A 21,166-nucleotide genomic window follows, 5' to 3' on the forward strand; every position below is an offset into this window, starting at 1 on the left:
TGTCGACGCCTGGGACCCGACATAGCCCGATGCGCACTCCGCTGGTCATTCGCGTGGCGCTGGTGTTCCCTGCGGCCAGACGCACGGCGACGTGGAGATCACGTAGAAACCGCCGACGTCATTGGACTTCACCGAGATTCGGAAGCTGTCGTTCTTGTTCTCCGCCCATAGGTACATGGCTTTGGGGCGCGAGTCCGCCAGTATCTGGTAGTTGTGCGTTTCCCACCATTGCTTGATGGTGTCGAAGTAGGTGTTGTAGTCGGCTGGTGGAAGATCGTGTATTTGGTACGTGTGGGATTCGGTGATGCGACCGCGCGGTCCGTTGTCGGTGGGGTCGTCGCAGTTCTGAGGAGTACTGAGGCCCTGTTCGAGTCGCGCTTCTTTGGGTAGCAGAGCGACCACGGCGTGGATGTTCTCCTCCACGCGCTTCGCGGCTTCCTGCTGTGTGATCGTGTTGCGCACATCGCCTCCGCAGCCAGAAGTGAGGACAGCCATCAAACCGATTCCGACGACCAACCTTCGGTGAAAGCCAGACATTCTTGTGGCGGCTCCGTTCACGTTGTCGGTTTCCCCGCGATGATCCTGCCCATGTTGCCCAACGACTGGTTCTCTCGGTCCCAGTATTGGCTGTGGGCGTCGGTGCTGTAGCCGGTCCAGCTCGACGTCCCTGGGTCGGAGGTGAACACGTTGCCGCCGAACACGGGCCCCGCGGGGTCGGGTCCGTGCACGTCAAACGGTTCTTTGAACACGTTGGTGACCTGAATGACGTCGTGCTTGGCGACGGTGGAGTGGACATTCTCCGGCGGCAGGCCGAGCTCCTCGGCGCGGCTGACACCGGTTCCGGGGCTGCCGACGAACACGACGTCGTCGGCGTTGATGTTCATGTCGCGGGCAGTGTGCCCGATGACGGTGGAGCCGTAACTGTGCCCGATCACAGTGTTGTGCGACGGCGTCCCCTCGTGGGTGGCGCGCAGCCCGTCCTGGAACCGGTCCAGGTCCTGGCGGGCGTTCTGTGCGTAATCCTCATCGGCGGCGTCGACGAGATCCTGCGGGGCGTCGTAACCGATCCACGTGATCGACGCGGTGGACGGTGAACCCGCCTGCTCCCCGGCGTCGACCATGCTGTCGGAGCGGCCTATGTCGGTGCCGCAGGTGCCGAGCCGGGCACCGGTGCCGGGGACGAAGGTGGCGACGTTGGCGGCGGTGTCGGGGTTGCCGATGGCGACGATGGCACGGCCGTTGCCGGAGCTGTCGATGCCCAGCAGGTATGCCTGCTGCTGGCCGGCTTGCGGTGACGTAAGCCGCTTCTCGATGGTGTCGAGACCGCCGAGCTTCTCGTTGATCGACTGGAGTTCGACTTCTTGCTCGCGGGTGCGGCTCGGGAGAGTTTCCAGGCGTTGTTTCTGGGCGTCGAGTTCGGCGCGTTCCTCGACGAGTTGGAAGCGGTTCGCGCGGTCGCGGATCTCAGCCGGGATACCGTCGAGCATGCCGAGTTCACTAGAACGGGTGAACAGCAGCGATTCCTGCTCCATCGGGCTCAGCGAGTCCCACCACTGCTTCACCTCGACGGGCGAGGTTCCGCGCGCGGGCACCGTGGCGGAAGCGGCGGTAGTGGAGTCCGACCCGGGCGCGGCGCCGACAGCTTCGGCGGTCAGGCGACGGAACGAGGCGGCGATCTGCGTGTCCGCCGCGGTCGCCTCGGTGACAGCGTCGCGGAACAGCCCGGTGTATTTGGCGATGACCTGGCGAATACGGACAGGTTCATCAGCCATCCGGTTACGGGCGTTGTCATCGTGGATGGTCCCGTCGGCGGTGACCGTCAAACCCCAGTAGCGGCACTCCGCCGCGCCCTCAAGGATTCGACGGTGCACGGCACCGATCCGGTCGGCGGCCTCACCCCAGAGCCGGTACGCCTCGAACAGCGTGTCCGAGCAGGCATCCAACTTCTGCGAATGCCCCTGAAACACGGCCTTCGAGGCGGTCGCCGCCTCGCCCTCCCAATCGGCGAGAGCATCGTTGACCCGACGAACCTCGGCCGCCCGCTCACCCAGGGTGTTCGACATCGCTTGCCAGGCCCGTTCGCCCTGCCGGAACGCCTGTGGGTCGACCTCATGCAGGTCGGCGAAGGTCACCATGATCCGGTCCTACGCAGATTTCGCGGTGTTCTGCGCCTCGGTCGCGGCGTAGTTGGCCGCGTTGACGCCGAGGTTGTCGCCGTCGAGCGCGAGCTTCGCGGCGGTCACGTCGATCGCCCGCTGCCAACTTGCCTCGCACTCCGCGCCCGCCGCCACCAGATCGAAGCCCCGCACCAGCCCGGTGATCGCGTCCTGCGTCCCGCTGAACCCGCTCGCGTCGCGCTGGGTCTGCTCCGCGATCTCAACCGCATTGCTTCCCGCCGCCGTCAACTCCTCGGCGGTGACTTCGACCCGCTCACCCGGTGATGTCATGTCATGCCCCCTCCGGCCCCAACGAACCCCGAACGCGAGTATGACGCAGCCGCACACGCACAGGAGCCGGACGACTACCGAAACGAGTAGTACTACTCACATCAGCGCACGTCCCGTAGATCGGGGGCCGCAGCCTCCTGCGGCGCGACGCCGACCTGCAAGGCAGGCGCTGCACCCCAGGTCCAAAGAGGACTTACCTGTGGGCGTCGGCCGAAAGCGTGTTCGGGGTCTGGCCTGCGCGGTGGCGGTGAGCATCTCGACTGTCTGGGTGCCGAGGACGATGTGGCGGCGGGCGTGGAGCTTGGTGTCCTTCTCCCACGTGCGGGAGCCGAGTTGGGCGATGCTGTGTTCGATCACCAGAACCCTGGTGGCGGGGTCGAAGTCCCGCCACCGCAGAGCGCACAGTTCGCCGCTCCACGCACCCGCGCGGCCCATCCCGCCGCGAGCGGCCCATCGCCATCGGGCTCAAGACGGTCATGTCCACGACTCATTCCACGGACTCCGCTCAACAGAGGCCGGAGGACACAACGCCCGCGCAACGAAAAATGGCGGTCCACCAGCGGATTCTCACCGCAAGTAGACCGCCATATGACTGTGCCCCCGGCAGGATTCGAACCTGCGCCACCGCCTCCGGAGGGCGGTGCTCTATCCCCTGAGCTACGGGGGCCCATCGCTCGCGCGACTTGGGAAGCCTAGCGCACCTGGGTTCGGGGGATGAACTCGGGCGGGCTACTCGTCGTGGGTTTCTGTCGGGTCGGCAGGTGGGTGGGAAGGGGGTTCGGGGGCGCGGCGTTGTCGGGGCAGGGGGTGATCAGGTCCTCGACGATGGCGGTGAGGGTGTCCAGGACGGTTTCGCAGTCCGGGTCCGGGAGGGGGCTCGGCTCCGGGGCCGGTTCGGGGTCCGGGATCGGCATCGGGTCGGGTTTGGGGGGTTCGATTGGTTCCGGGAGTGGGATGTCCGGCGGCGGGGGTGGGTCGAGCGGGAGCTGCCCTGAGGGAAAGTGGGCGGTGACCACGGAGCCGGGCGACGGGGTGGACGCGCGCGGCGGTAGCGGGGTGGCGCCCGCCGAGTACCGGTGCATCCACATCAGGACCGTCGACACGTACTCGGTCGAGTGGTTGTAGCGGTACACCGCCGCGCTCAGGTCCGATGGGTTGGACAGGGTCATGCCGCCTGAGCACAGGTAGCGACCTGCCGCCGCTGCCGCATCATAAACATTGTGGGGGTTGGTGGTGCCGTCGGCGTTTCCGTCCGTTCGGTAGAAGGCCCAGGTGGACGGGATGAACTGCATCGGGCCGACCGCGCGGTCCCAGACCGGGTCTCCGTCGAGTGTTCCCCTGTCGGTGTCGGAGATCGCCGCGATGCCGGGGCCGCCCGCGAGGACCGGGCCGAAGATCTGCGGCGACGTGTCGCCCTTTGGGTCCGCCTGGCCGCCGCGGGCGTGGCCGGACTCGACGTGGCCGATGCCCGCGAGGTGATACCAGCGCAGACCGCAGCCGGAGTGCAGGAGCGCCTCCGCCGAGCGGTAGGCGGCAAGGAGGTTCGCGGGGATGCCCGTCTCGGTGAAGGTGACCGGCATGACCGCGGGCGCCATCGGCTGGACCGGGGCGGGCTGGACCGCCGCCTGGACGGGAGCTGGAGCGGGAACAGCGGCCGGAACCCGGACCGGGATCGGCTCCGGAACCTCCCTCCGCGGCGCAGCCACCTGCGCGGGTGTCGACGCCTGGGCGGCCGCGCCCGCCAGGCAGAGGGTGATCAGGGCGAGCGCCGTGGTCGGACGGACCCGGTGGGGCCTAAGGGATGGAGAGCGCACGCACTGCCTCATTCCATGTGACGATCCGGAGTGTGTTACCCGTATCACTCGTCTACCAGCCCGCTGACCGAAGATCCCCTGGCCACGCATGGGGACCCCTCGTTCGGGTGGAGAACGGGGCCCGTTCGGGTGGTTTGTGCATTCATGCGCATGTGACAATATGACCGCGACGAAGAAGGGGTGGGGACATGGGGCACGGGCACGGACACGGCACTGCGGCCAGCGCGTCCGGGCGGATGGCGGGCCGGTTGTGGGCCGCCTTCGGCATCGCCGCGGCGATCATGGTGCTCGAGTTCGTCGTCGGGTTCGCGACCTCTTCGCTAGCCCTGGTGTCCGACGCCGCGCACATGTTGACCGATGTCGTGGGGGTCGGGCTCGCCCTTGCCGCGATCATGGCGGCACGCCGGGCCAAGGCGAAGTCGCATCGGACTTTCGGGCTTTATCGGGCCGAGGTGTTGGCCGCGCTGGCCAACGCGGTGCTGCTCTTCGGCGTCGCGGGTTATGTCGTCTATGAGGCTGTGCAGCGCTTCGACAACCCGCCCGCCGTCGCCGGGGTGCCCGTGCTGCTGGCCGCCCTGGCCGGTCTGGCCGCCAACATCGTCTCGTTCCTGCTGCTGCGCGACGGCGCCAAGGACAGCCTCAACGTCCGCGGCGCCTACCTGGAAGTCCTCGCCGACCTCATCGGCTCCGTCGGCGTCCTGATCAGCGCGCTGGTGACGATCCTGTTCGGCTGGCGCTACGCCGACCCGATCGTGGGTGTCGCCATCGGCCTGTGGGTGCTGCCGCGCACCTGGGGACTGGCCCGCCGCGCGCTGCACATCCTGTTCCAGCACGCGCCCGAGCGGGTCGACGTCGAGGAGCTGACCAAGCGGCTCGGCGCCGTCCCCGGCGTGGCCGAGGTGCACGACGTGCACGTCTGGACGCTCACCTCGGGCATGGAGGTCGCCTCCGCCCACCTGACGATCACCGCCGACGCCGACCAAGCCGTGGTCCTGCGCGCGGCCCAAGAGTTGCTTACCGCCGATTACGGCCTAGAGCACGCCACGCTTCAGGTTGAGTCGCCGAACGCGCGGTGCCAAGAACTGTCCTGGTAGGTCAGAGCGGTTTCGCGCCGCGCTCGGTGAGCATCGATTCGAGCACCTTGATCTCGTTGGCCTGGCCCTTGAGGATCTTCTCCGACAGGTTGCGCACCTGCGACGTCGCCGCGTGCTCGCTGGCGTAGCGCGCCATGTCGAGGCCGCCCGCGTGGTGGCGCAGCATCAGCTGCAGGAAGTACACGTCCAGCTCGCGCCCGGTGAGGGTGCGCAGCTTGGCGATCTCCTGGCTGGTGGCCATACCGGGCATGGTCCGCACCCCGCCGGACGCCTCGGTGGTGTGTCCGTGGCTGCCGCCCGCCATCCACGACATGTACCCCGGCTCGGGCGCCTGTTCCGGCTGTCCCCAGATGTCGAGCCAGCCGCTCATCGCGCCGATCTGGCCGAGTTGGGTCTGCTCGATGTCGAACGCGAGGCTCTTCACCGACAGGTCCTGCGTGTGGTCACGCGCCCAGTTGGCCATCGTGACCGCCTGCAGGTGGTGGACCTGCATGTCCTGGGCGAACCCGACGTCGACCGACTCGGTCGTCGGGGTGCTGGCCTGCCGCACCACGGACAGCGTGATCAGCATGCCGACCGCCGCGCCGACCAGCAGGACCGCCAACGCGGCGCCGGAGAGCACGAAGATCTTGCGCTTCGTGCTCTCCGGCGTGCTTTCGTTCTCCGTCACTGCGAGGCGGGCGGGGCCTGCACGGACGGCACAGTGGGTGCGGGCGCGCCGGTCGGCGGGATCGGGGCCTGGCCCGACGCCGGCGGCGTCTCGGTGCCCTTGCCGTCCATCGGGATGGCGTCCGGGCCGGGCGGCTCGGCGGCGAACGGCGGCGGCGAGGCCGGGTCGAACACGCCGGGGCCGAGCGGACCGCAGGCCGCGTTGGGCTCCGGGTTCTGGTACTTGTTGCGCTTGAGCGACTTGATGAACTGCTCGACCCGCGGGTCGTCGGCGCTGTCCAGCTTCAGCTGGTGGCCCCACGACTGCATCGAGATCGGCTTGTCGAGACCGGGGAACGGCGAGAGCATCATGAACGGCTGACCCTCGACCCGGCCCTTGAGCTTGTCCAGGTCGGCGCCCTGGATCTTGTCCGGGTTGTAGGCGATCCACACCGAGCCGTGCTCGAGCGCGTGGACCATGTTCTCGCTGCGCACGGCGGTCGGGTAGACGACGCCCTCGCAGTCGGCCCAGGCCTCGTCGTGCGGTCCGCCGAAGGGCGGGCTCTGGTCGTAGGCGACCCGCTGCGTGCCCTTGACGTGCTGGCCCGCCGAGTACTCCTTGCGCACGACGCCGTCGATGTTGACCGACGGGTCCTTGTTCTCCTCGGACACGGTGAACTTCTTCGCCGCGGCGATCTGGGTGTACGCGTAGCCGAAGATGCCGCCCGCCAGCAGGACGATGGCGACCACCGCGGCGATCGTGCCCCAGGGCGCGCCCTTCTTGGCGACGACGGACGCGCGGGCCGCTTTCACGCTGCCCTTGCTGCCTTTGTTCTTGGTGCCGCTGGCCATGCCGTCCTCGGACTTCTCGTCGACGGGGAGGTCCGACCCGGGTGGGGGCGAACCTGCACAGGGATGGTAGTGCGCGGACAGTCTAAGGAACCGATGTTCGGTCCCCGTCAGCCCCCGGTCACGGGCACCGCGTCGGCACCCGGCGGCGCCGGGTCGAACGGCGGCGGATCGTCCTGGTCGAAGTGCGGCGGGCCGAGCACGTCGCACGACGCCCCGGGCTCCGGCGTCAGGTATTTGTTGCGAAGGGTGGCGCTGATGAACTGGTCGATGCGCTCGTCGTCGGCGGAGTCGACCTTGAGCTGCCTGCCCCAGGACTGCACCGAGACCGGCGTGTCCTGGCCGGGGTAGGGCGACATCAACAGGTACGGCTTGTTGTCGACCCGCTTGGCCAGCGCCTTGACCTCGTCCGCGCCGAGCCCCGGCTCGTAGCTGATCCACACCGCCCCGTGTTCGAGCGAGTGCACGATCGACTCCGTGCGCACTGCCTTCGGGTAGACGACGCCCATGCACGCCGCCCAGGCCTGGTCGTGGGCTCCGCCGAAGGGCGGCGCCTTGTCGTAGGCGACCCGTTTCGCCGGGTCGATGTGCAGGCTTGGCTTGTAGTCGAACGCGACGACGCCGTCGATCTTCTTCGTCGGGTCCTTGCTCGTCTCGGTCGGCACGTACTCCCGCGAGGCAGGCTTCTTGCTCGTCGGCGCCTTGGTCGTGGTGGTCCCGGCGGCGACAGGTTTGCCCTGCTCAACGGTGGCACAGCTGGTGAGGACGAGGCAGGCGACGGCCACGAGCGCGGCGATCCGATTCACCTCGGGGAGTGTAGGCAACGGCCGGTCCGAGGCGGTGACGCCCGGTGGAACCCCGCTACCTAGACTTGTGCAGGTGACTCCCGACGTTCTCGCTGACCTGGTCCGTTCCGCCGCCATGACGATCTTGGGCGAGCGCGGCCTCGACACCTCCGTCGTCCCGGCCGTCGTGACCGTCGAGCGACCCCGCAATCCCGAGCACGGCGACTACGCGACCAACCTCGCGCTGCAGGTCGCCAAGCGGGTCGGGCTGGCGCCCCGCGAGCTGGCCGACGCGCTCGCCGACGCCCTCGCGAAGACCACCGGGGTGGCCTCCGCGGAGGTCGCCGGGCCCGGGTTCATCAACCTGCGCCTGGCCGCGGACGCGCAGGGCCAGATCGTGCGCGAGGTGCTCACCGCGGGGACCGCCTATGGCAACGGCGCCATGCTGGCCGGCCGCAAGATCAACCTGGAGTTCGTCTCGGCGAACCCGACCGGCCCGATCCACCTCGGCGGCACCCGCTGGGCCGCCGTCGGCGACGCCCTGGGCCGGGTGCTGTCCGCGCAGGGCGGCGAGGTCACCCGCGAGTACTACTTCAACGACGCGGGCACGCAGATCGACCGGTTCGTCCGGTCCCTGATCGCCGCCGCGCAGGGCGAGGCCCCACCCGAGGACGGCTACGCGGGCGCCTATCTCTCCGACATCGCCGCCGAGGTCATCAAGCAGGAGCCGGGCGCGCTGACCGACCCCGACAGCGAGGAGATCTTCCGCCGCATCGGCGTCGGCCTGATGTTCGAGCAGATCAAGAAGGACCTGCACGACTTCGGCACCGACTTCGACGTCTACTTCCACGAGGACACGCTGCACAAGTCCGGCGCGGTCGGGACGGCCGTCACGGCGCTCAAGGAGTCCGGCGGGCTCTACCTCGAGGACGGTGCCTGGTGGCTGCGGTCGAGCGAGTACGGCGACGACAAGGACCGGGTGGTCATCAAGAGCGACGGGCAGCCCGCCTACATCGCCGGTGACATCGCCTACTTCCAGGACAAGCGCGCTCGCGGCTTCGACCTGTGCCTCTACATGCTCGGCGCCGACCACCACGGCTACATCGGCAGGCTCAAGGCGGCCGCCGCGGCGACCGGCGACGACCCGGCGACCGTGGAAGTCCTCATCGGACAGATGGTCAACCTGGTCAGCGGCGGCAAGCCGGTGCGGATGAGCAAGCGCGCCGGGACCGTGATCACCATGGAGGACCTGGTGGAGGCCGTCGGCGTGGACGCCGCGCGCTACGCCATGATCCGCTCGTCCGCGAACTCCACTTTGGACATCGACCTGGACCTGTGGAGCAAGAAGGACAGCGACAACCCGGTCTACTACGTCAAATACGCGCACGCGCGGCTGTGCAACATCAAGCGCAACGCCGGGGACTTGGGCATGGTCGTGTCCGGGCCGGATAGCGACGACACAGTGGATCTAAGCCTGCTTACACACGACCGCGAGGGTGACGTGCTGCGCACCCTCGGCGAGTTCCCGCGCGTGCTGGCCACCGCCGCCGAACTGCGGGAGCCCCACCGTGTCGCGCGGTACCTCGAGGAACTCGCGGGCGCGCTGCACAAGTTCTACGAGAACTGCCGGGTGATCCCCCAGGGCGATGAGGACCCGCAGCCGGTGAACTTCGCCCGGCTGGCGCTGTGCGGCGCGGCCCGCCAGGTCATCGCCAACGGGCTGGGCGTCCTCGGCATCGAAGCACCGGAACGGATGTAGGCAAGCGAATGAGGGCACACCCGGCAGGGCCGCGGCACGCGGAAGTGCTGCCGCCGAGCAACACCCAAAGCGAGCGGCCCACCACCGTCGACGCGCTCGACGAGCTGTACCCGGCGGTCTGGCCGCGCAACGCCGAGCGCGGCGACGACGGCGCCATCCGGATCGCCGGTGTCGACGTCCGCGAGCTGGCCGAGACCTACGGGACGCCGCTGTTCGTGGTGGACGAAGCCGACTTCCGGGTCCGCTGCCAGGAACACGCCGCCGCGTTCGGCGACCCGGCGCTGGTCCACTACGCCTCCAAGGCCTTCCTGTCGGTCGAGATCGCCCGCTGGGTCGCGCAGGAGGGCCTGAGTCTCGATGTGGCCAGCGGCGGCGAGCTGGCCGTGGCGCTGCGCGCGGACTTCCCGCCCGAGCGGATCACGTTGCACGGCAACAACAAGTCGGTCGCGGAACTCACCACCGCGCTGGACGTCGGCGTCGGCGCGATCGTCGTCGACTCGTTCCACGAGATCGCCCGCCTCGACAAGCTCGCCCGCGACCGCGACCTGGTCGCGCCGGTGCTCATCCGGGTCACCGTCGGCGTCGAGGCGCACACCCACGAGTTCATCGCCACCGCCCATGAGGACCAGAAGTTCGGCTTCTCGCTGGCGGGCGGCGCCGCGGCCGAGGCGGCCCGCCGGGTGGTCAAGGCAGGCGGCCTGTCGCTGCTGGGCCTGCACAGCCACATCGGGTCGCAGATCTTCGACGCCGACGGCTTCGAGGTCGCCGCGCACCGGGTCATCGGCCTGCTGGCCGCGCTGCACAAGGAGCACGGGGCCGACGCCCTGGAGTCGCTGACCGTCGTCGACCTCGGCGGCGGCCTCGGCATCGCTTACACCGCCCAGGACGACCCGCCGCCGACGATGTGGCTGGCCGACCAGCTGCGCACCATCGTGGCCAAGGAGTGCGAGCAGGAGGGCCTGGCCGTGCCGCGCATCGCGGTCGAGCCCGGCCGTGCCATCGCCGGTCCCGGCACCGTGACCCTCTACGAGGTCGGCACCACCAAGGACGTCTCGCTCGGCCACGGCACCGGCCGCCGCTACGTCAGCGTCGACGGCGGGATGAGCGACAACATCCGCACCGCCCTGTACGACGCGGTCTACGACACCCGCCTCGCGTCGCGCTCCAGCGGCGAGGGGGAGCGGGGCACGGAGGCGGTGCTGTCCCGAGTAGTGGGCAAACACTGTGAGTCCGGTGACGTTGTGGTGCGAGACTGCTGGCTACCGGAGAACCTTGCTCCCGGCGACCTGCTGGCGGTCGCCGCGACCGGCGCCTACTGCTACTCGATGGCGAGCAACTACAACCGGCTGCCGCGGCCCGCCGTGGTGGCCGTGCTCGACGGCGCCGCGCGGCTGCTGCTGCGCCGGGAAACCGACGATGACCTGCTGAGACTGGAGATGCCGTGAGTAGGCCCGAGCCGACGAGTGTCGTGCGCTGGGGTTGCGACATGGGTGTCCCCGCCGATGACCTGCTGAGACTGGAGATGCCGTGAGTAGGCCCGAGCCGACGAGTGTCGTGCGCTGGGGTTGCGACATGGGTGTCCCCGCCGATGACCTGCTGAGACTGGAGATGCCGTGACGAGCGAGCCCGCCAAGCCGATCAAGGTCGCGCTGCTGGGCTGCGGCACGGTCGGCACCGAGATCGTCCGGCTGCTCACCGAGCAGGCGCCCGACCTCGCGTCGCGGATCGGGGCGCCGGTGGAGCTGGCCGGGGTCGCCGTGCGCAGGCTCAACAAGCCGCGCCCGGGGGTGCCCGCCGAACTGCTGACGACCGACGCCGCCGAGCTGGTCACCCGGCCGGACGTGGACGTCGTCGTCGAGGTCATCGGCGGGATCGAGCCGACCCGCACCTGGCTGATCGAGGCCCTGCGCGCGGGCAAGTCGGTTGTCACCGCCAACAAGACGCTGCTCGCCGAACACGCGGGCGACCTGTTCGCCGAGTCCGACACCTTCGGCGGCGACCTGTACTTCGAGGCCGCGGTCGCGGGCGCGATCCCGCTGCTGCGCCCGCTGCGCGAGTCCCTCGCGGGCGACCGCATCACCCGGGTGATGGGCATCGTCAACGGCACCACCAACTTCATCCTCTCCGCGATGGACGAGACCGGCGCCGGCTACGCCGAGACGCTCGAAGAGGCCGCCCGGCTGGGCTACGCCGAGGCCGACCCGACCGCCGATGTCGACGGCTACGACGCCGCGTCGAAGGCCGCGATCCTCGCGTCGCTGTCCTTCCACACCCGGGTCACCGCAGGCGACGTCTACCGCGAGGGCATCTCCGCGGTCACCCCCGCCGATGTCTCCGCCGCGCGGGCACTGGGCCGCACGATCAAGCTGCTGGCGATCTGCGAGCGGGTCGACACCCCCGACGGCGAGTCCGTCGCGGTTCGCGTCCACCCGGCGATGATCCCGCGCACCCATCCGCTGGCGGGCGTCAACGGCGCGTTCAACGCGGTGTTCGTCGAGGCCGAGGCGGCCGGACAGCTCATGTTCTACGGGCAGGGAGCGGGCGGTGCACCCACCGCCAGCGCCGTGCTCGGCGACCTGGTCGCGGTCGCCCGCAACCTGGTCGTCGGCGGGCGCGGACCGCGTGAGTCGGCCTACGCCGACCTGCCGGTGCGCCCGATCGCGCAGGCGTCGACCAGGTACCACATCAGCCTGGACGTCGCCGACCGCGCAGGCGTGCTGGCGGCCGTGGCCGCCGTGTTCGCCGAACACGAAGTGAGCATCTCGGCGGTGCGCCAGGAAGGCCGCGCGACGGACGCGAGCCTGGTGATCGTCACCCACTCCGCGCCCGACGCCGCCCTGCGGTCCACAGTGGACAAAATCGCCGGATTGCCGTTCGTGCACGACGTGGTCAGTGTGATGCGGGTCGAAGGCGAGGAATCATGACCATCGGTGTGCTGCCCGGACGTCCGGGCATCATCGCGGCCTATCCCAACAGAATCCCCGTCCCCGACGGCGCGAAGGTGATCACTCTCGGCGAGGGCAACACACCGCTGCTGCCCGCGCCGCACCTCTCGGAGCTGACCGGCTGCACGGTCTACCTCAAGGTCGAGGGCGCCAACCCGACCGGCTCGTTCAAGGACCGCGGCATGACCGTGGCCATCACCCACGCGCTGGCCAACGGCCTCGAAGCGGTGATCTGCGCGTCCACCGGCAACACGTCGGCCTCGGCCGCCGCGTACGCCACGCGCGCGGGCCTGACCTGCGCGGTGCTGGTGCCGCGCGGCAAGATCGCGCTCGGCAAGATGGCCCAGGCCGTCGTGCACGGCGCGCGCATCCTGCAGATCGACGGCAACTTCGACGACTGCCTGGAACTGGCCCAGAAGACCGCCGCGGAGTTCCCCGTCGGCCTGGTCAACTCGGTCAACCCGGTGCGGCTGATCGGCCAGAAGAGCGCCGCGTGGGAGATCTGCGACGTCCTCGGCCGCGCGCCCGACATCCACTGCCTGCCCGTCGGCAACGCGGGCAACATCACCGCCTACTGGCGCGGCTACAGCGAATACGCAGCCGACGGCATCGTCGAGGGCACGCCGAAGATGTTCGGCTTCCAGGCCGCGGGCTCGGCGCCGCTGGTGCGCGGCGAGCCGGTGTCCAATCCGGACACGATCGCCACCGCGATCCGGGTCGGCAACCCGGCTTCGTGGGCCGGTGCGGTCGCGGCGCGCGACGAGTCCGGCGGTCTGTTCGATGCCGCGACCGATGAGCAAATCCTTGCGGCGTACCGGCTTCTGGCCGTGCGCGAGGGTGTCTTCGTCGAGCCGTCGTCGGCCACCAGCGTCGCGGGCATGTTGATCACCCACGCCGACGGCCGCCTGCCCGCGGGCTCGGTCGTCGTCTGCACGGTCACCGGACACGGCCTCAAGGACCCCGACACCGCGCTGTCCACCATGCCCGAGGTCGAAGCCGTCCCGGTCGACGCTTCGGCGGTGGCCACCGCGTTGGACCTGAGGTGAGCGTGCGCGTCCGGGTCCCGGCGTCCACGGCCAACCTGGGCTCCGGATTCGACGCGCTCGGGATGGCGCTCGCGCTGCACGACGTCCTGGAGTTCCGGGAGACCGTGTCCGGGCTCGAGGTCACGGTCACCGGAGAGGGCGCCGACGACGTCGCCCGCGACGAGTCCAACCTCGTGGTGCGCGCGTTTCGGGCCGCCTGCGAGCGGATCGGGTTCGCGCCCGCCGGGCTCGCTTTGCACTGCGCCAACGCGATTCCGCACGCCCGGGGCCTCGGCTCCTCGGCGGCGGCGATCGTCGGCGGCATCGCGGGCGCGTACGGCCTTGCCGGACGCCCGCTCGACGACGAGGCGCTGCAACTCGCCGCCGAGTTCGAGGGACACGCCGACAACGTCGCGGCGAGCCTGCTGGGCGGTCTCGTGGTGGCCTGGTCCGACGACGACCGCTTCGGCGCGGCGCGGATCGAGCCGCACGCGGACCTGCGGCCGATCGCGATCATCCCGGCCGAGTCGTCCGCCACCCACGTCACCCGCGGCCTGCTGCCGGACAAGGTGGCGCACGCCGACGCCGCGTTCGCCGCGGGTCGCAGCGCGCTGGCCGTGCACGCCATCAGCACCCGGCCCGACCTGCTGCTCCTCGCGCTCGCGGACAAGCTGCACCAGGACTACCGGGAAAGCGCTTGGCCGTCGACCATTCGAGTGGTTCGCGAGCTGCGCGCCCACGGTGTCGCGGCGGCGGTGTCCGGGGCTGGGCCGACCGTGCTCGCGCTGACCACGGACGGCGCTCTTCCGGATGTGGTCGACGTCAGTGGGTTCACCGTGCTGCCCGTCGCGGTCGACCGGATGGGTGTCCAGGTCAGTCCGCTTGGCTGAACCGGAACCGGCGGTGTCTTTGACTCGACTGGGTACAAGCACAGTCCACTTGGCTGAACAGGGAACAAACACTGTGATCGGGCTGTTGCACGGAGATGGGTGGTCGTGATTCAGATCACTCGCGATCCGAGACGTCGCCACGCGACGCGCTGTGGACCGGTTGTTGCACCTTCAGTGACGGCCGTCTACCCTCGGGGACGTTCAGTCACCGCGCGCACGGGCGCCCGGTGTCGTTCCCGGGATTCTTTCCGGGTCGCATCATCTGCCGAGTAGTCGGCTCAGTCCTTTAATCAGGTCCGAGCCGAGGCTCGGAGGTACCCGACGACCGTGGTGACCAGATGCTCCCTGTTGGCGACAAAGTCGCTCGGCTGGCCCGAATCGTGGCCAGGTTGGCGACAAAAGCCCAACAGCGGAGAGATACGCCGTCTCGCATTCCGACGGACGGCGGTCCGCTGGTCCACGTAGGAGGCGGGGACCGGTCAGGAAGGACTTGTGTGAGCAATACCGAACTTTTGAGCAGCGAGACAGCCACTGACACCGCGGCCGCGGACAAGAACGGCGCTCCCAAGCGCCGGGCCGGGCTGTCCGGGATGGTCCTCGCCGAGCTGCGCACGCTCGCTGGTGAGCTGGGAATCTCCGGCACCACGGGCATGCGCAAGGGCGACCTGATCGCTGCCATCAAGGAGCGCCAGGGTGGTGCCCCGGGCGGGGCCGCCGCACGGACGCCCCGAACCGGCACCGACGCCGCGCCCGCGCAGGCCCCGGCCAAGACTGAGCGGCCCAAGGCCGCACAGCCCGCCGAGGTCCGGCCCACCGCGGGAGCGGAGGGTGCCGACAAGCCCGCCGAGGCGCCGCAGGAGACCGCGCGCACCGAGGGTGGCCGCGAGAACCGGCGCCGTCGCGGCGCCAGCCGTCCCGCGGGCAGCCCCGAGGCGGGGGAGCAGGCTTCGGTCGTCACCGAGCGCCCGGCCCGTGAGGACCGGCCCGCTCGTGAAGACCGTCCCGCTCGTGAGGACCGTGCGGCCCGTGAGGACCGCCCGGCTCGTGACGAGCGCCCGGCCCGCGACGACCGCCAGCAGGGTGAGCGTCCGGACCGGCAGCAGGGCGACCGCCAGCAGAGCGAGCGTCCGGCCCGGGATGACCGCCAGCAGGGCGAGCGTCCGGCCCGCGAGGACCGCCAGCAGGGCGAGCGTCCGGCCCGGGATGACCGCCAGCAGGGCGACCGCCAGGACCGCCAGCGCGGCGACCGTGGCGACCGCAATGACCGTGGCGACCGGGGCGAGCGCGGAGACCGCCAGCGCGGCGACCGCAACCGGGGTCGCGACCAGGGGCGGGACCAGGACCGTCAGCAGGGTCGCGACCAGGACCGTCAGCAGAACCGCGACAACGGCCCGGACGACGACGAGGACGGCACCGACCGCCGTGGCCGTCGCTTCCGCGACCGTCGCCGCCGCGGCGGCCGAGTCGACGGTGTGGGCGGCCAGAACGACACGGAGGTCCGCGAGGACGACGTGTTGCTGCCCGTGGCGGGCGTGCTCGACGTGCTGGAGAACTACGCGTTCGTCCGCACCTCCGGCTACCTGTCCGGCCCGAACGACGTCTACGTGTCGCTCTCGCTGGTCCGCAAGTACAACCTGCGGCGCGGCGACGCCATCACCGGCCTGGTCCGCCAGCCGCGTGACGGCGAGCAGCAGCGGCAGAAGTTCAACCCGCTGGTGCGGGTGGAGACGATCAACGGCTTGGAGCCGGACGCGGCCAAGGTCCGCCCGGAGTTCACCAAGCTGACGCCGCTCTACCCGAACGAGCGTCTTCGGCTGGAGACCGAGCCGCACATCCTGACGACGCGTGTCATCGACCTGGTGATGCCCGTCGGCAAGGGCCAGCGCGCGCTCATCGTCTCGCCCCCGAAGGCGGGTAAGACCTCGGTGCTGCAGGCGATCGCCAACGCGATCACCACGAACAACCCCGAGGTCTACCTCATGGTCGTACTTGTCGACGAGCGCCCCGAAGAGGTCACCGACATGCAGCGCTCGGTCAAGGGTGAGGTCATCGCCTCCACCTTCGACCGGCCGCCGTCAGACCACACCACGGTCGCGGAGCTGTCCATCGAGCGCGCCAAGCGCCTGGTGGAGATGGGCCACGACGTGGTCGTGCTCCTGGACTCGATCACCCGTCTGGGTCGCGCCTACAACCTGGCGGCCCCGGCGTCCGGCCGAATCCTCTCCGGTGGTGTCGACTCGACGGCGCTGTTCCCGCCGAAGCGCTTCCTCGGCGCCGCGCGCAACATCGAAGGTGGCGGCTCGCTCACCATCTTCGCCACCGCGCTGGTCGAGACCGGCTCCGCCGGCGACACGGTGATCTTCGAGGAGTTCAAGGGCACGGGCAACGCCGAGCTCAAGCTCGACCGCAAGATCGCCGACAAGCGCACCTTCCCGGCTGTCGACATCGACCAGTCCGGCACGCGTAAGGACGAACTGCTCCTGCCGCCGGACGAGCACGCGGTCATGGTCAAGCTCCGCCGAGTGCTCCACGCGCTCGACAACCAGGCAGGCATCGAGCTGCTGCTCGACCGCCTGCGCAAGTCCCGCACCAACATCGAGTTCCTGATGCAGGTAGCGAAGACGACCCCGTCAAGCAACGACGACTAGTCACAGTTCAAGGAGAAGCCCCCGCCTCGGCGGGGGCTTCTCCTTTATCCGGGGGACTCGCACCCAATCCGGCCTTAACCTGACCGCGTGACGCGTTCCGATCTTCCTTCGGTCGATGGCCGATGGGCGGGCCTGAGCTTGGACGTGCGGCAGCCGACCCGCCCGGGGCTGCGGGTGGAGGTCGCGAGCGGGCGAAGGCTCCTGCTGCGCCAAGCCGATCGAATCGTCTTGCTCGGTATGCGGCGGTCTCGCCATCGGGGAGTGCATTACGCGCGCACGGGCCACCACCGGTCACCGCTGCCGCCGATCAGCGCGTCCCTGTCGCGGCGGATCCGTGAGGCCCGTCCGGACGAGTGGGCGGCGCGCTGGACGCACCAGTTCACTGACTGGTTGTGCCGCACGGTGGACGGCCCACTGCACACCGGCCGGTGGACCCTGGCCCACGGCATGTCGCCATGGGCCGTCCCAGCGCTCTGGCCACGGCTGCGTGCCGTCGATCCAGATCACGGGCACATCACCTGGTTCGGATATGGCGACCCGGACGACGATGTGCGCGACGTTCTCCCACTGCGCGAACTGTCATCGCCGGACGCGGCGCGGGTGAAACCCTTTCGGCGGCAGGTTCGCGAGGGTGTCCTTGCTCCCGCGCTGCTCTGGTGGGTGAGCGGTCTCGAGCGGCGGCGGGAGAACACCGACGACACCAAGGCCGTGTCCCGCTCCCGCATCGACCGGCTCTGCCGTCGACGGGACATCCCGCTGCGGGAGAAGACTCAACACGTTGCTGGTGCTCGACGGGCACGACCGGATCGCCGCTCTGGCCCGACCCGCGGTTCGCGCGTACGAAGGCCGCATGACGCGGGTGCGCCCGCCCGTCGCACACCTGAGCCGTCAGCTGGCAGGGAAACTTGGCGCCCTCGCCCGGCTCGAAGGCCGGACCCGGTCGTGGCTTGTTCCTGGCGGCGCGTCCGCCTGGGATCAGCACGCCGCGGCTCTTGCGCCGACGTGGGCGGCTGCGAGACCAGCCCTGGACCGAACCTCGTGAAATCCGGAGGTGCCACGATCGGGTCATCATGGCTTGAGCTGCGGGAATGTGGCCGCCCGGCCGGTAAGATCGAACATGTGTTCACAGTGGATGCGGTCGCGGAGATGAGCGACGTCGAGGTGTTGGACCTGCTGCGCGATCTTGAGCGCGAGCAGGCCGCCCGCGACGCCGTGAAGGTTCGTGCGCTGGCCCGGATGGCACAGCTGCGTCCGGATCGCGACCGTGGTGGGCACCGGTTCGCCGGGGCGGAGGTCGGGGCGGCGTTGGCGTGGACCCCGGCACAGGCGGCGACCCAAGTCGCCCGCGCCGCCCGCCTGGCCACCCTGTTCCCGTCCACGGTGGACGCGTTGGCCGCCGGTCGGATCAATCTGGCCCGCGCGCACGCCCTGGCCGAGATCACCGCCACCCTGTCCGATCAGCACGCCCACGACCTGGAGCGCTGGATTCTCGGCCGCGCCGAACACAAGACCATTGCCGGGTGGCGCCAGGCTATCCGCGCGAAGAAAGACCGGATCGACCCCGATGGCGCCGACCGCCGCCGCGAACAACGCCGCCGCGAGCGGCGAGTGGATCTCTACGCCGCCGAGGACGGCATGGCCCATTTCGACATCTACGACACCGGCGAACGCCTGCGCGCCGTCTACCTGGTGGTCGACAAGATCGCCCGCACCATGCGCGCGGGCGGTGCCGCCGAACCACTCGACACCCTGCGCGCCGACGCCCTGCACGACATTGTCGTCAACGGCGGTGGGCGTGGTGTGACCGTGGAGTTGCAGGTCGCCGTGCCCTACACCGTGCTGCTCGGGGCGAACCTGGGCGGCACCCTCGACGGGTACGGGCCCGTCCCGAACATCGCCATCCGAGAACTGATCACCGACCACGCCACCAGCTGGCGGCGAATCCTCACCGACCCGGTCGGCAAAGTCCTCGAAGTCAGCACCCGCCGCCACCCCGGCGCCGACCTCACCCGCCACATCCGCCTACGCGACCAAACCTGCCGATTCCCCGGCTGCCACCGGGCCGCCGCGTCCTGCGAACTCGACCACACCACCCCCCACAGCCACGGCGGCAGCACCAGTGCACCCAACCTCGGCTGCCTGTGCAAGCTGCACCACAAACTCAAAGACCAACCCGGCTGGCACCTCAAACAAACGAGGCCAGGCCTGTTCATCTGGACCACACCCACTGGGCAAACCCATGCCCTCGACCAAGAACCACTCGTCGACTACGACATCCCGCCACCCAGGGCACCCGACCCACGACCAACTGCCGCCGTCGCGGAGCCCGCACCGTTCTGACCGTCGAAAGCGGAAGTTCCGCTTTCGATCCTCCACTCGGGATCATGTGTACGCACAGTGCTTAAGGGCTCCGGTGGGTACACGGCGGTCACCCGGATGCTTGGCAAGAAGCTGCGCGATCTCAGAGGCGAGGCCGGTTTCACGGCTGCGGAAGTCGCGGAGCGGCTGGAGATCTCGACTGGACGATTGAGTCGGATCGAGAACGGCGAGGTGGCCCCCGGACATCCCACTGGCCAAGTACCTCTTCGACCGCTACGGCATCCCGGTGAACGACTGGGAACCCTGGTTGGAGGAGATCAGAGCGGCTCGCAAGACCAAAGGCTGGTGGCAGGCCTATGGAGTGGCTTCACGCGGCTATGTCGCGTTGGAGACGGCCACCACGGGCATCCGGACATTCGAGATCACGCACGTCCCCGGGCTGCTTCAGACCGCGGAATACGTGCGGACGGTAAGTCGCCACTACTCGTCGGATCGGCGGGCCATCGAGAATTGGGTGAAGGTCCGGATGATCCGGCAGCAAAGACTCCATGCAGGCGATGATCAGCTCGACCTCGCGTGCGGACGAGGGCGTGGTCAGGAGGATGGTGGGTTCGCCGGAGTTGATGAAAGAGCAGCTCAACCGCATGGTGGAGATTTCGGCGCTGCCTAACGTGATCCTTCAGATCGTGCCCGCGGACCGCGGGTTCTATGTCGGCATGGAAGGGGCATTCACGGTGCTCAGTTTCGACCGTGCGCCCGATCTGGCCTATGTCGAGAACGTGGCTGGGGCGTTCCGCATCGAGAAGGAGGACCAGGTTCGGCCCTGTAATCTGGCCTTCGACCGGATTCGTTCCGTGGCGCTCGATCCTGCGGCATCGGTCGAGCTGATCCGCCGAGTAGAGCGGGATCTGTAGGAGGTTGCCATGTGGCGCAAGAGCAGCTCCAGCGTGGGCGGCAACGACGCGAACTGTGTTGAGGTCGCGGTAGCCCCGACTGTGCTGGTGCGGGACGCCAAGAACGCCACCGGACCCCGCCTGCGCATCCCCGCTAGCGAGTGGCGTTCGTTCGTTTCGACGATCGGCGGCCGCACAGGTACACCAGGGTGAGCATCGCGGGCACGCTCAGCCCGATCGCCCACTGTGTCGGCACCGTGACGTCGTCGAGCGCCAGGCCGGTCAGGAGCAGTGTCACGGGGTAGGGGATCGCGAGCATCATCCGCTGTTCGCGGGAGCGCCACGCGACCGCGCCGCCCAGTACGGCGGTGATGGCGGCGGCCCCTCCCCACAGCGCGCTGGACAGGGTGACCTGCCAGGACGCGGCGAGCAGGATGCCGCCGATCGCGGTCAGTCCGAGGACCGAGACCGCGAACAGCAACGGTGCCGTCAACCACAGGGAGACGGACAATGGCCTGCCTACCGTGAAGAACACGCCGACAGTCTGCGACGGAATCGGGGCCTGCGGAACTACGTTCGGTGAGTGGGTCGATACCTGCGTTCGGAGGTCTCTGACGTGCGACGAGCGGCGGAATACCGGCGAGTCGGCCCGCGTTGAACCGACCGTCAGCACATCTGGCACACTGTTAGGTCGAGTCCGGCTCCGGTTCACCCCAGACACGGCGGGGACCCGGCGGCCACATATGAGAGGCGACGACTGTGAAGAACGGGATCCACCCCGAGTACGTGTCCACAAACGTGACCTGCGGTTGCGGCAACACGTTCACCACCCGCAGCACCAAGTCTTCCGGCAACATCCACGTCGAGGTCTGCTCGGCTTGCCACCCGTTCTACACGGGCAAGCAGAAGATCCTCGACACCGGTGGCCGAGTCGCCCGCTTCGAGGCGCGCTACGGCAAGCGCGCAGCCAAGACCGAAGCCGCGAAGTAGCTTCGCCGACGGCGCCCTCCCGCTCGCGGGACGGGCGCCGTCGCCATGTTCGGGTTATTT

Annotated in this window: 20 protein-coding genes, 1 tRNA gene and 1 pseudogene; 13 read left to right on the forward strand and 9 right to left on the reverse strand. The window is 69.4% G+C overall.

Annotated elements, in window-relative coordinates:
* Nucleotides 1-45 precede the first annotated feature (45 nt).
* The 5 genes from ACUZ2Y_RS26030 to ACUZ2Y_RS26050 all read right to left on the reverse strand — a co-directional run bounded on the left by ACUZ2Y_RS26030 (nucleotide 46) and on the right by ACUZ2Y_RS26050 (nucleotide 4,261).
* Nucleotides 46-462 (reverse strand): hypothetical protein, encoded by a 417-nt coding sequence (locus tag ACUZ2Y_RS26030; RefSeq protein WP_476323722.1) that lies wholly within the window; start codon nucleotides 460-462, stop codon nucleotides 46-48.
* 92 nt (nucleotides 463-554) lie between these two features.
* Nucleotides 555-2,135, reverse strand: a complete 1,581-nt coding sequence (locus ACUZ2Y_RS26035) for an alpha/beta hydrolase (RefSeq protein ID WP_476323725.1) — start codon at nucleotides 2,133-2,135, stop codon at nucleotides 555-557.
* 9 nt (nucleotides 2,136-2,144) lie between these two features.
* Nucleotides 2,145-2,447, reverse strand: coding sequence for a hypothetical protein (locus tag ACUZ2Y_RS26040; RefSeq protein ID WP_476323728.1), 303 nt, complete (start codon nucleotides 2,445-2,447; stop codon nucleotides 2,145-2,147).
* Between the two features lie 595 nt (nucleotides 2,448-3,042).
* Nucleotides 3,043-3,114: transfer RNA gene (locus tag ACUZ2Y_RS26045), tRNA-Arg, on the reverse strand.
* A gap of 25 nt (nucleotides 3,115-3,139) precedes the next feature.
* The gene (locus ACUZ2Y_RS26050; protein ID WP_476323731.1) at nucleotides 3,140-4,261 is read right to left on the reverse strand and encodes a lytic transglycosylase domain-containing protein; all 1,122 of its coding nucleotides are present in this window, start codon (nucleotides 4,259-4,261) and stop codon (nucleotides 3,140-3,142) included.
* Between the two features lie 188 nt (nucleotides 4,262-4,449).
* Between ACUZ2Y_RS26050 and ACUZ2Y_RS26055 the strand changes: the two genes are divergently transcribed.
* Nucleotides 4,450-5,355 carry a cation diffusion facilitator family transporter gene (locus ACUZ2Y_RS26055; RefSeq protein WP_476323734.1) on the forward strand — a complete coding sequence of 302 codons (906 nt, stop codon included), beginning with the start codon at nucleotides 4,450-4,452 and terminating at the stop codon, nucleotides 5,353-5,355.
* 1 nt (nucleotide 5,356) lies between these two features.
* Here ACUZ2Y_RS26055 and ACUZ2Y_RS26060 read toward each other — a convergent pair whose 3' ends face one another.
* From ACUZ2Y_RS26060 to ACUZ2Y_RS26070, 3 genes are all read right to left on the reverse strand, one after another.
* On the reverse strand, nucleotides 5,357-6,025 hold the full coding sequence (locus ACUZ2Y_RS26060) for a DUF305 domain-containing protein (RefSeq protein ID WP_476323737.1): 669 nt from the start codon (nucleotides 6,023-6,025) through the stop codon (nucleotides 5,357-5,359).
* A complete protein-coding gene (locus ACUZ2Y_RS26065; RefSeq protein WP_476323740.1) occupies nucleotides 6,022-6,855 on the reverse strand; it encodes a DUF3105 domain-containing protein in 834 nt (277 codons plus the stop codon). The genes ACUZ2Y_RS26060 and ACUZ2Y_RS26065 overlap by 4 nt, the downstream gene beginning before the upstream one ends.
* A 107-nt stretch (nucleotides 6,856-6,962) precedes the next feature.
* Nucleotides 6,963-7,658 carry a DUF3105 domain-containing protein gene (locus ACUZ2Y_RS26070; protein ID WP_476323743.1) on the reverse strand — a complete coding sequence of 232 codons (696 nt, stop codon included), beginning with the start codon at nucleotides 7,656-7,658 and terminating at the stop codon, nucleotides 6,963-6,965.
* A gap of 73 nt (nucleotides 7,659-7,731) precedes the next feature.
* Here ACUZ2Y_RS26070 and argS point away from each other — a divergent pair, with 73 nt between their 5' ends.
* The 11 genes and pseudogenes from argS to ACUZ2Y_RS26125 all read left to right on the forward strand — a co-directional run bounded on the left by argS (nucleotide 7,732) and on the right by ACUZ2Y_RS26125 (nucleotide 20,329).
* Entirely contained in the window at nucleotides 7,732-9,396 is a 1,665-nt protein-coding gene (argS, locus tag ACUZ2Y_RS26075) for an arginine--tRNA ligase (protein ID WP_476323746.1), read from the forward strand.
* Nucleotides 9,397-9,404: 8 nt separating this feature from the next.
* Entirely contained in the window at nucleotides 9,405-10,841 is a 1,437-nt protein-coding gene (gene lysA / locus ACUZ2Y_RS26080) for a diaminopimelate decarboxylase (RefSeq protein WP_476323749.1), read from the forward strand.
* Nucleotides 10,842-11,009: 168 nt separating this feature from the next.
* The gene (locus tag ACUZ2Y_RS26085; RefSeq protein WP_476323752.1) at nucleotides 11,010-12,320 is read left to right on the forward strand and encodes a homoserine dehydrogenase; all 1,311 of its coding nucleotides are present in this window, start codon (nucleotides 11,010-11,012) and stop codon (nucleotides 12,318-12,320) included.
* Nucleotides 12,317-13,387, forward strand: a complete 1,071-nt coding sequence (gene thrC, locus ACUZ2Y_RS26090; protein ID WP_476323755.1) for a threonine synthase — start codon at nucleotides 12,317-12,319, stop codon at nucleotides 13,385-13,387. Before ACUZ2Y_RS26085 ends, thrC begins: the two co-directional genes overlap by 4 nt.
* Complete coding sequence (thrB, locus tag ACUZ2Y_RS26095) at nucleotides 13,384-14,256, forward strand: homoserine kinase (protein WP_476323758.1); 873 nt, start codon at nucleotides 13,384-13,386, stop codon at nucleotides 14,254-14,256. The genes thrC and thrB overlap by 4 nt, the downstream gene beginning before the upstream one ends.
* A 494-nt stretch (nucleotides 14,257-14,750) precedes the next feature.
* The gene (gene rho / locus ACUZ2Y_RS26100; protein WP_476323761.1) at nucleotides 14,751-16,904 is read left to right on the forward strand and encodes a transcription termination factor Rho; all 2,154 of its coding nucleotides are present in this window, start codon (nucleotides 14,751-14,753) and stop codon (nucleotides 16,902-16,904) included.
* Between the two features lie 1,119 nt (nucleotides 16,905-18,023).
* Entirely contained in the window at nucleotides 18,024-19,244 is a 1,221-nt protein-coding gene (locus tag ACUZ2Y_RS26105; protein ID WP_476323764.1) for an HNH endonuclease signature motif containing protein, read from the forward strand.
* Nucleotides 19,245-19,340: 96 nt separating this feature from the next.
* Nucleotides 19,341-19,451, forward strand: a pseudogene (locus ACUZ2Y_RS26110) (helix-turn-helix domain-containing protein); the annotation flags it as partial.
* Nucleotides 19,452-19,584: 133 nt separating this feature from the next.
* Entirely contained in the window at nucleotides 19,585-19,893 is a 309-nt protein-coding gene (locus tag ACUZ2Y_RS26115) for a Scr1 family TA system antitoxin-like transcriptional regulator (protein WP_476332074.1), read from the forward strand.
* Entirely contained in the window at nucleotides 19,781-20,137 is a 357-nt protein-coding gene (locus ACUZ2Y_RS26120) for a DUF5753 domain-containing protein (RefSeq protein WP_476332076.1), read from the forward strand. The genes ACUZ2Y_RS26115 and ACUZ2Y_RS26120 overlap by 113 nt, the downstream gene beginning before the upstream one ends.
* A gap of 9 nt (nucleotides 20,138-20,146) precedes the next feature.
* Nucleotides 20,147-20,329 carry a DUF397 domain-containing protein gene (locus ACUZ2Y_RS26125; RefSeq protein ID WP_476323767.1) on the forward strand — a complete coding sequence of 61 codons (183 nt, stop codon included), beginning with the start codon at nucleotides 20,147-20,149 and terminating at the stop codon, nucleotides 20,327-20,329.
* On the opposite strand, the gene ACUZ2Y_RS26130 is transcribed toward ACUZ2Y_RS26125, so the two are convergent.
* Nucleotides 20,271-20,651 (reverse strand): hypothetical protein, encoded by a 381-nt coding sequence (locus tag ACUZ2Y_RS26130; protein ID WP_476323770.1) that lies wholly within the window; start codon nucleotides 20,649-20,651, stop codon nucleotides 20,271-20,273. The genes ACUZ2Y_RS26125 and ACUZ2Y_RS26130 overlap by 59 nt on opposite strands.
* Nucleotides 20,652-20,875: 224 nt before the next feature.
* Here ACUZ2Y_RS26130 and rpmE point away from each other — a divergent pair, with 224 nt between their 5' ends.
* Nucleotides 20,876-21,106: a 50S ribosomal protein L31 gene (gene rpmE / locus ACUZ2Y_RS26135; RefSeq protein WP_476323773.1), complete on the forward strand. Its 231-nt coding sequence runs from the start codon at nucleotides 20,876-20,878 to the stop codon at nucleotides 21,104-21,106.
* The last annotated feature ends 60 nt before the right edge of the window (nucleotides 21,107-21,166 follow it).

It is taken from the genome of Actinokineospora sp. UV203, from assembly GCF_056323665.1.

Excerpts from the sequence above, each read along its gene's own strand:
- ACUZ2Y_RS26035 (WP_476323725.1), bottom strand. The coding sequence starts at position 2,135 with ATGGTGACCTTCGCCGACCTGCATGAGGTCGACCCACAGGCGTTCCGG.
- ACUZ2Y_RS26040 (WP_476323728.1), bottom strand. The coding sequence starts at position 2,447 with ATGACATCACCGGGTGAGCGGGTCGAAGTCACCGCCGAGGAGTTGACG.
- ACUZ2Y_RS26055 (WP_476323734.1), top strand. The coding sequence starts at position 4,450 with ATGGGGCACGGGCACGGACACGGCACTGCGGCCAGCGCGTCCGGGCGG.
- ACUZ2Y_RS26065 (WP_476323740.1), bottom strand. The coding sequence starts at position 6,855 with ATGGCCAGCGGCACCAAGAACAAAGGCAGCAAGGGCAGCGTGAAAGCG.
- lysA (WP_476323749.1), top strand. The coding sequence starts at position 9,405 with ATGAGGGCACACCCGGCAGGGCCGCGGCACGCGGAAGTGCTGCCGCCG.
- thrC (WP_476323755.1), top strand. The coding sequence starts at position 12,317 with ATGACCATCGGTGTGCTGCCCGGACGTCCGGGCATCATCGCGGCCTAT.
- ACUZ2Y_RS26120 (WP_476332076.1), top strand. The coding sequence starts at position 19,781 with ATGATCAGCTCGACCTCGCGTGCGGACGAGGGCGTGGTCAGGAGGATG.
- ACUZ2Y_RS26125 (WP_476323767.1), top strand. The coding sequence starts at position 20,147 with ATGTGGCGCAAGAGCAGCTCCAGCGTGGGCGGCAACGACGCGAACTGT.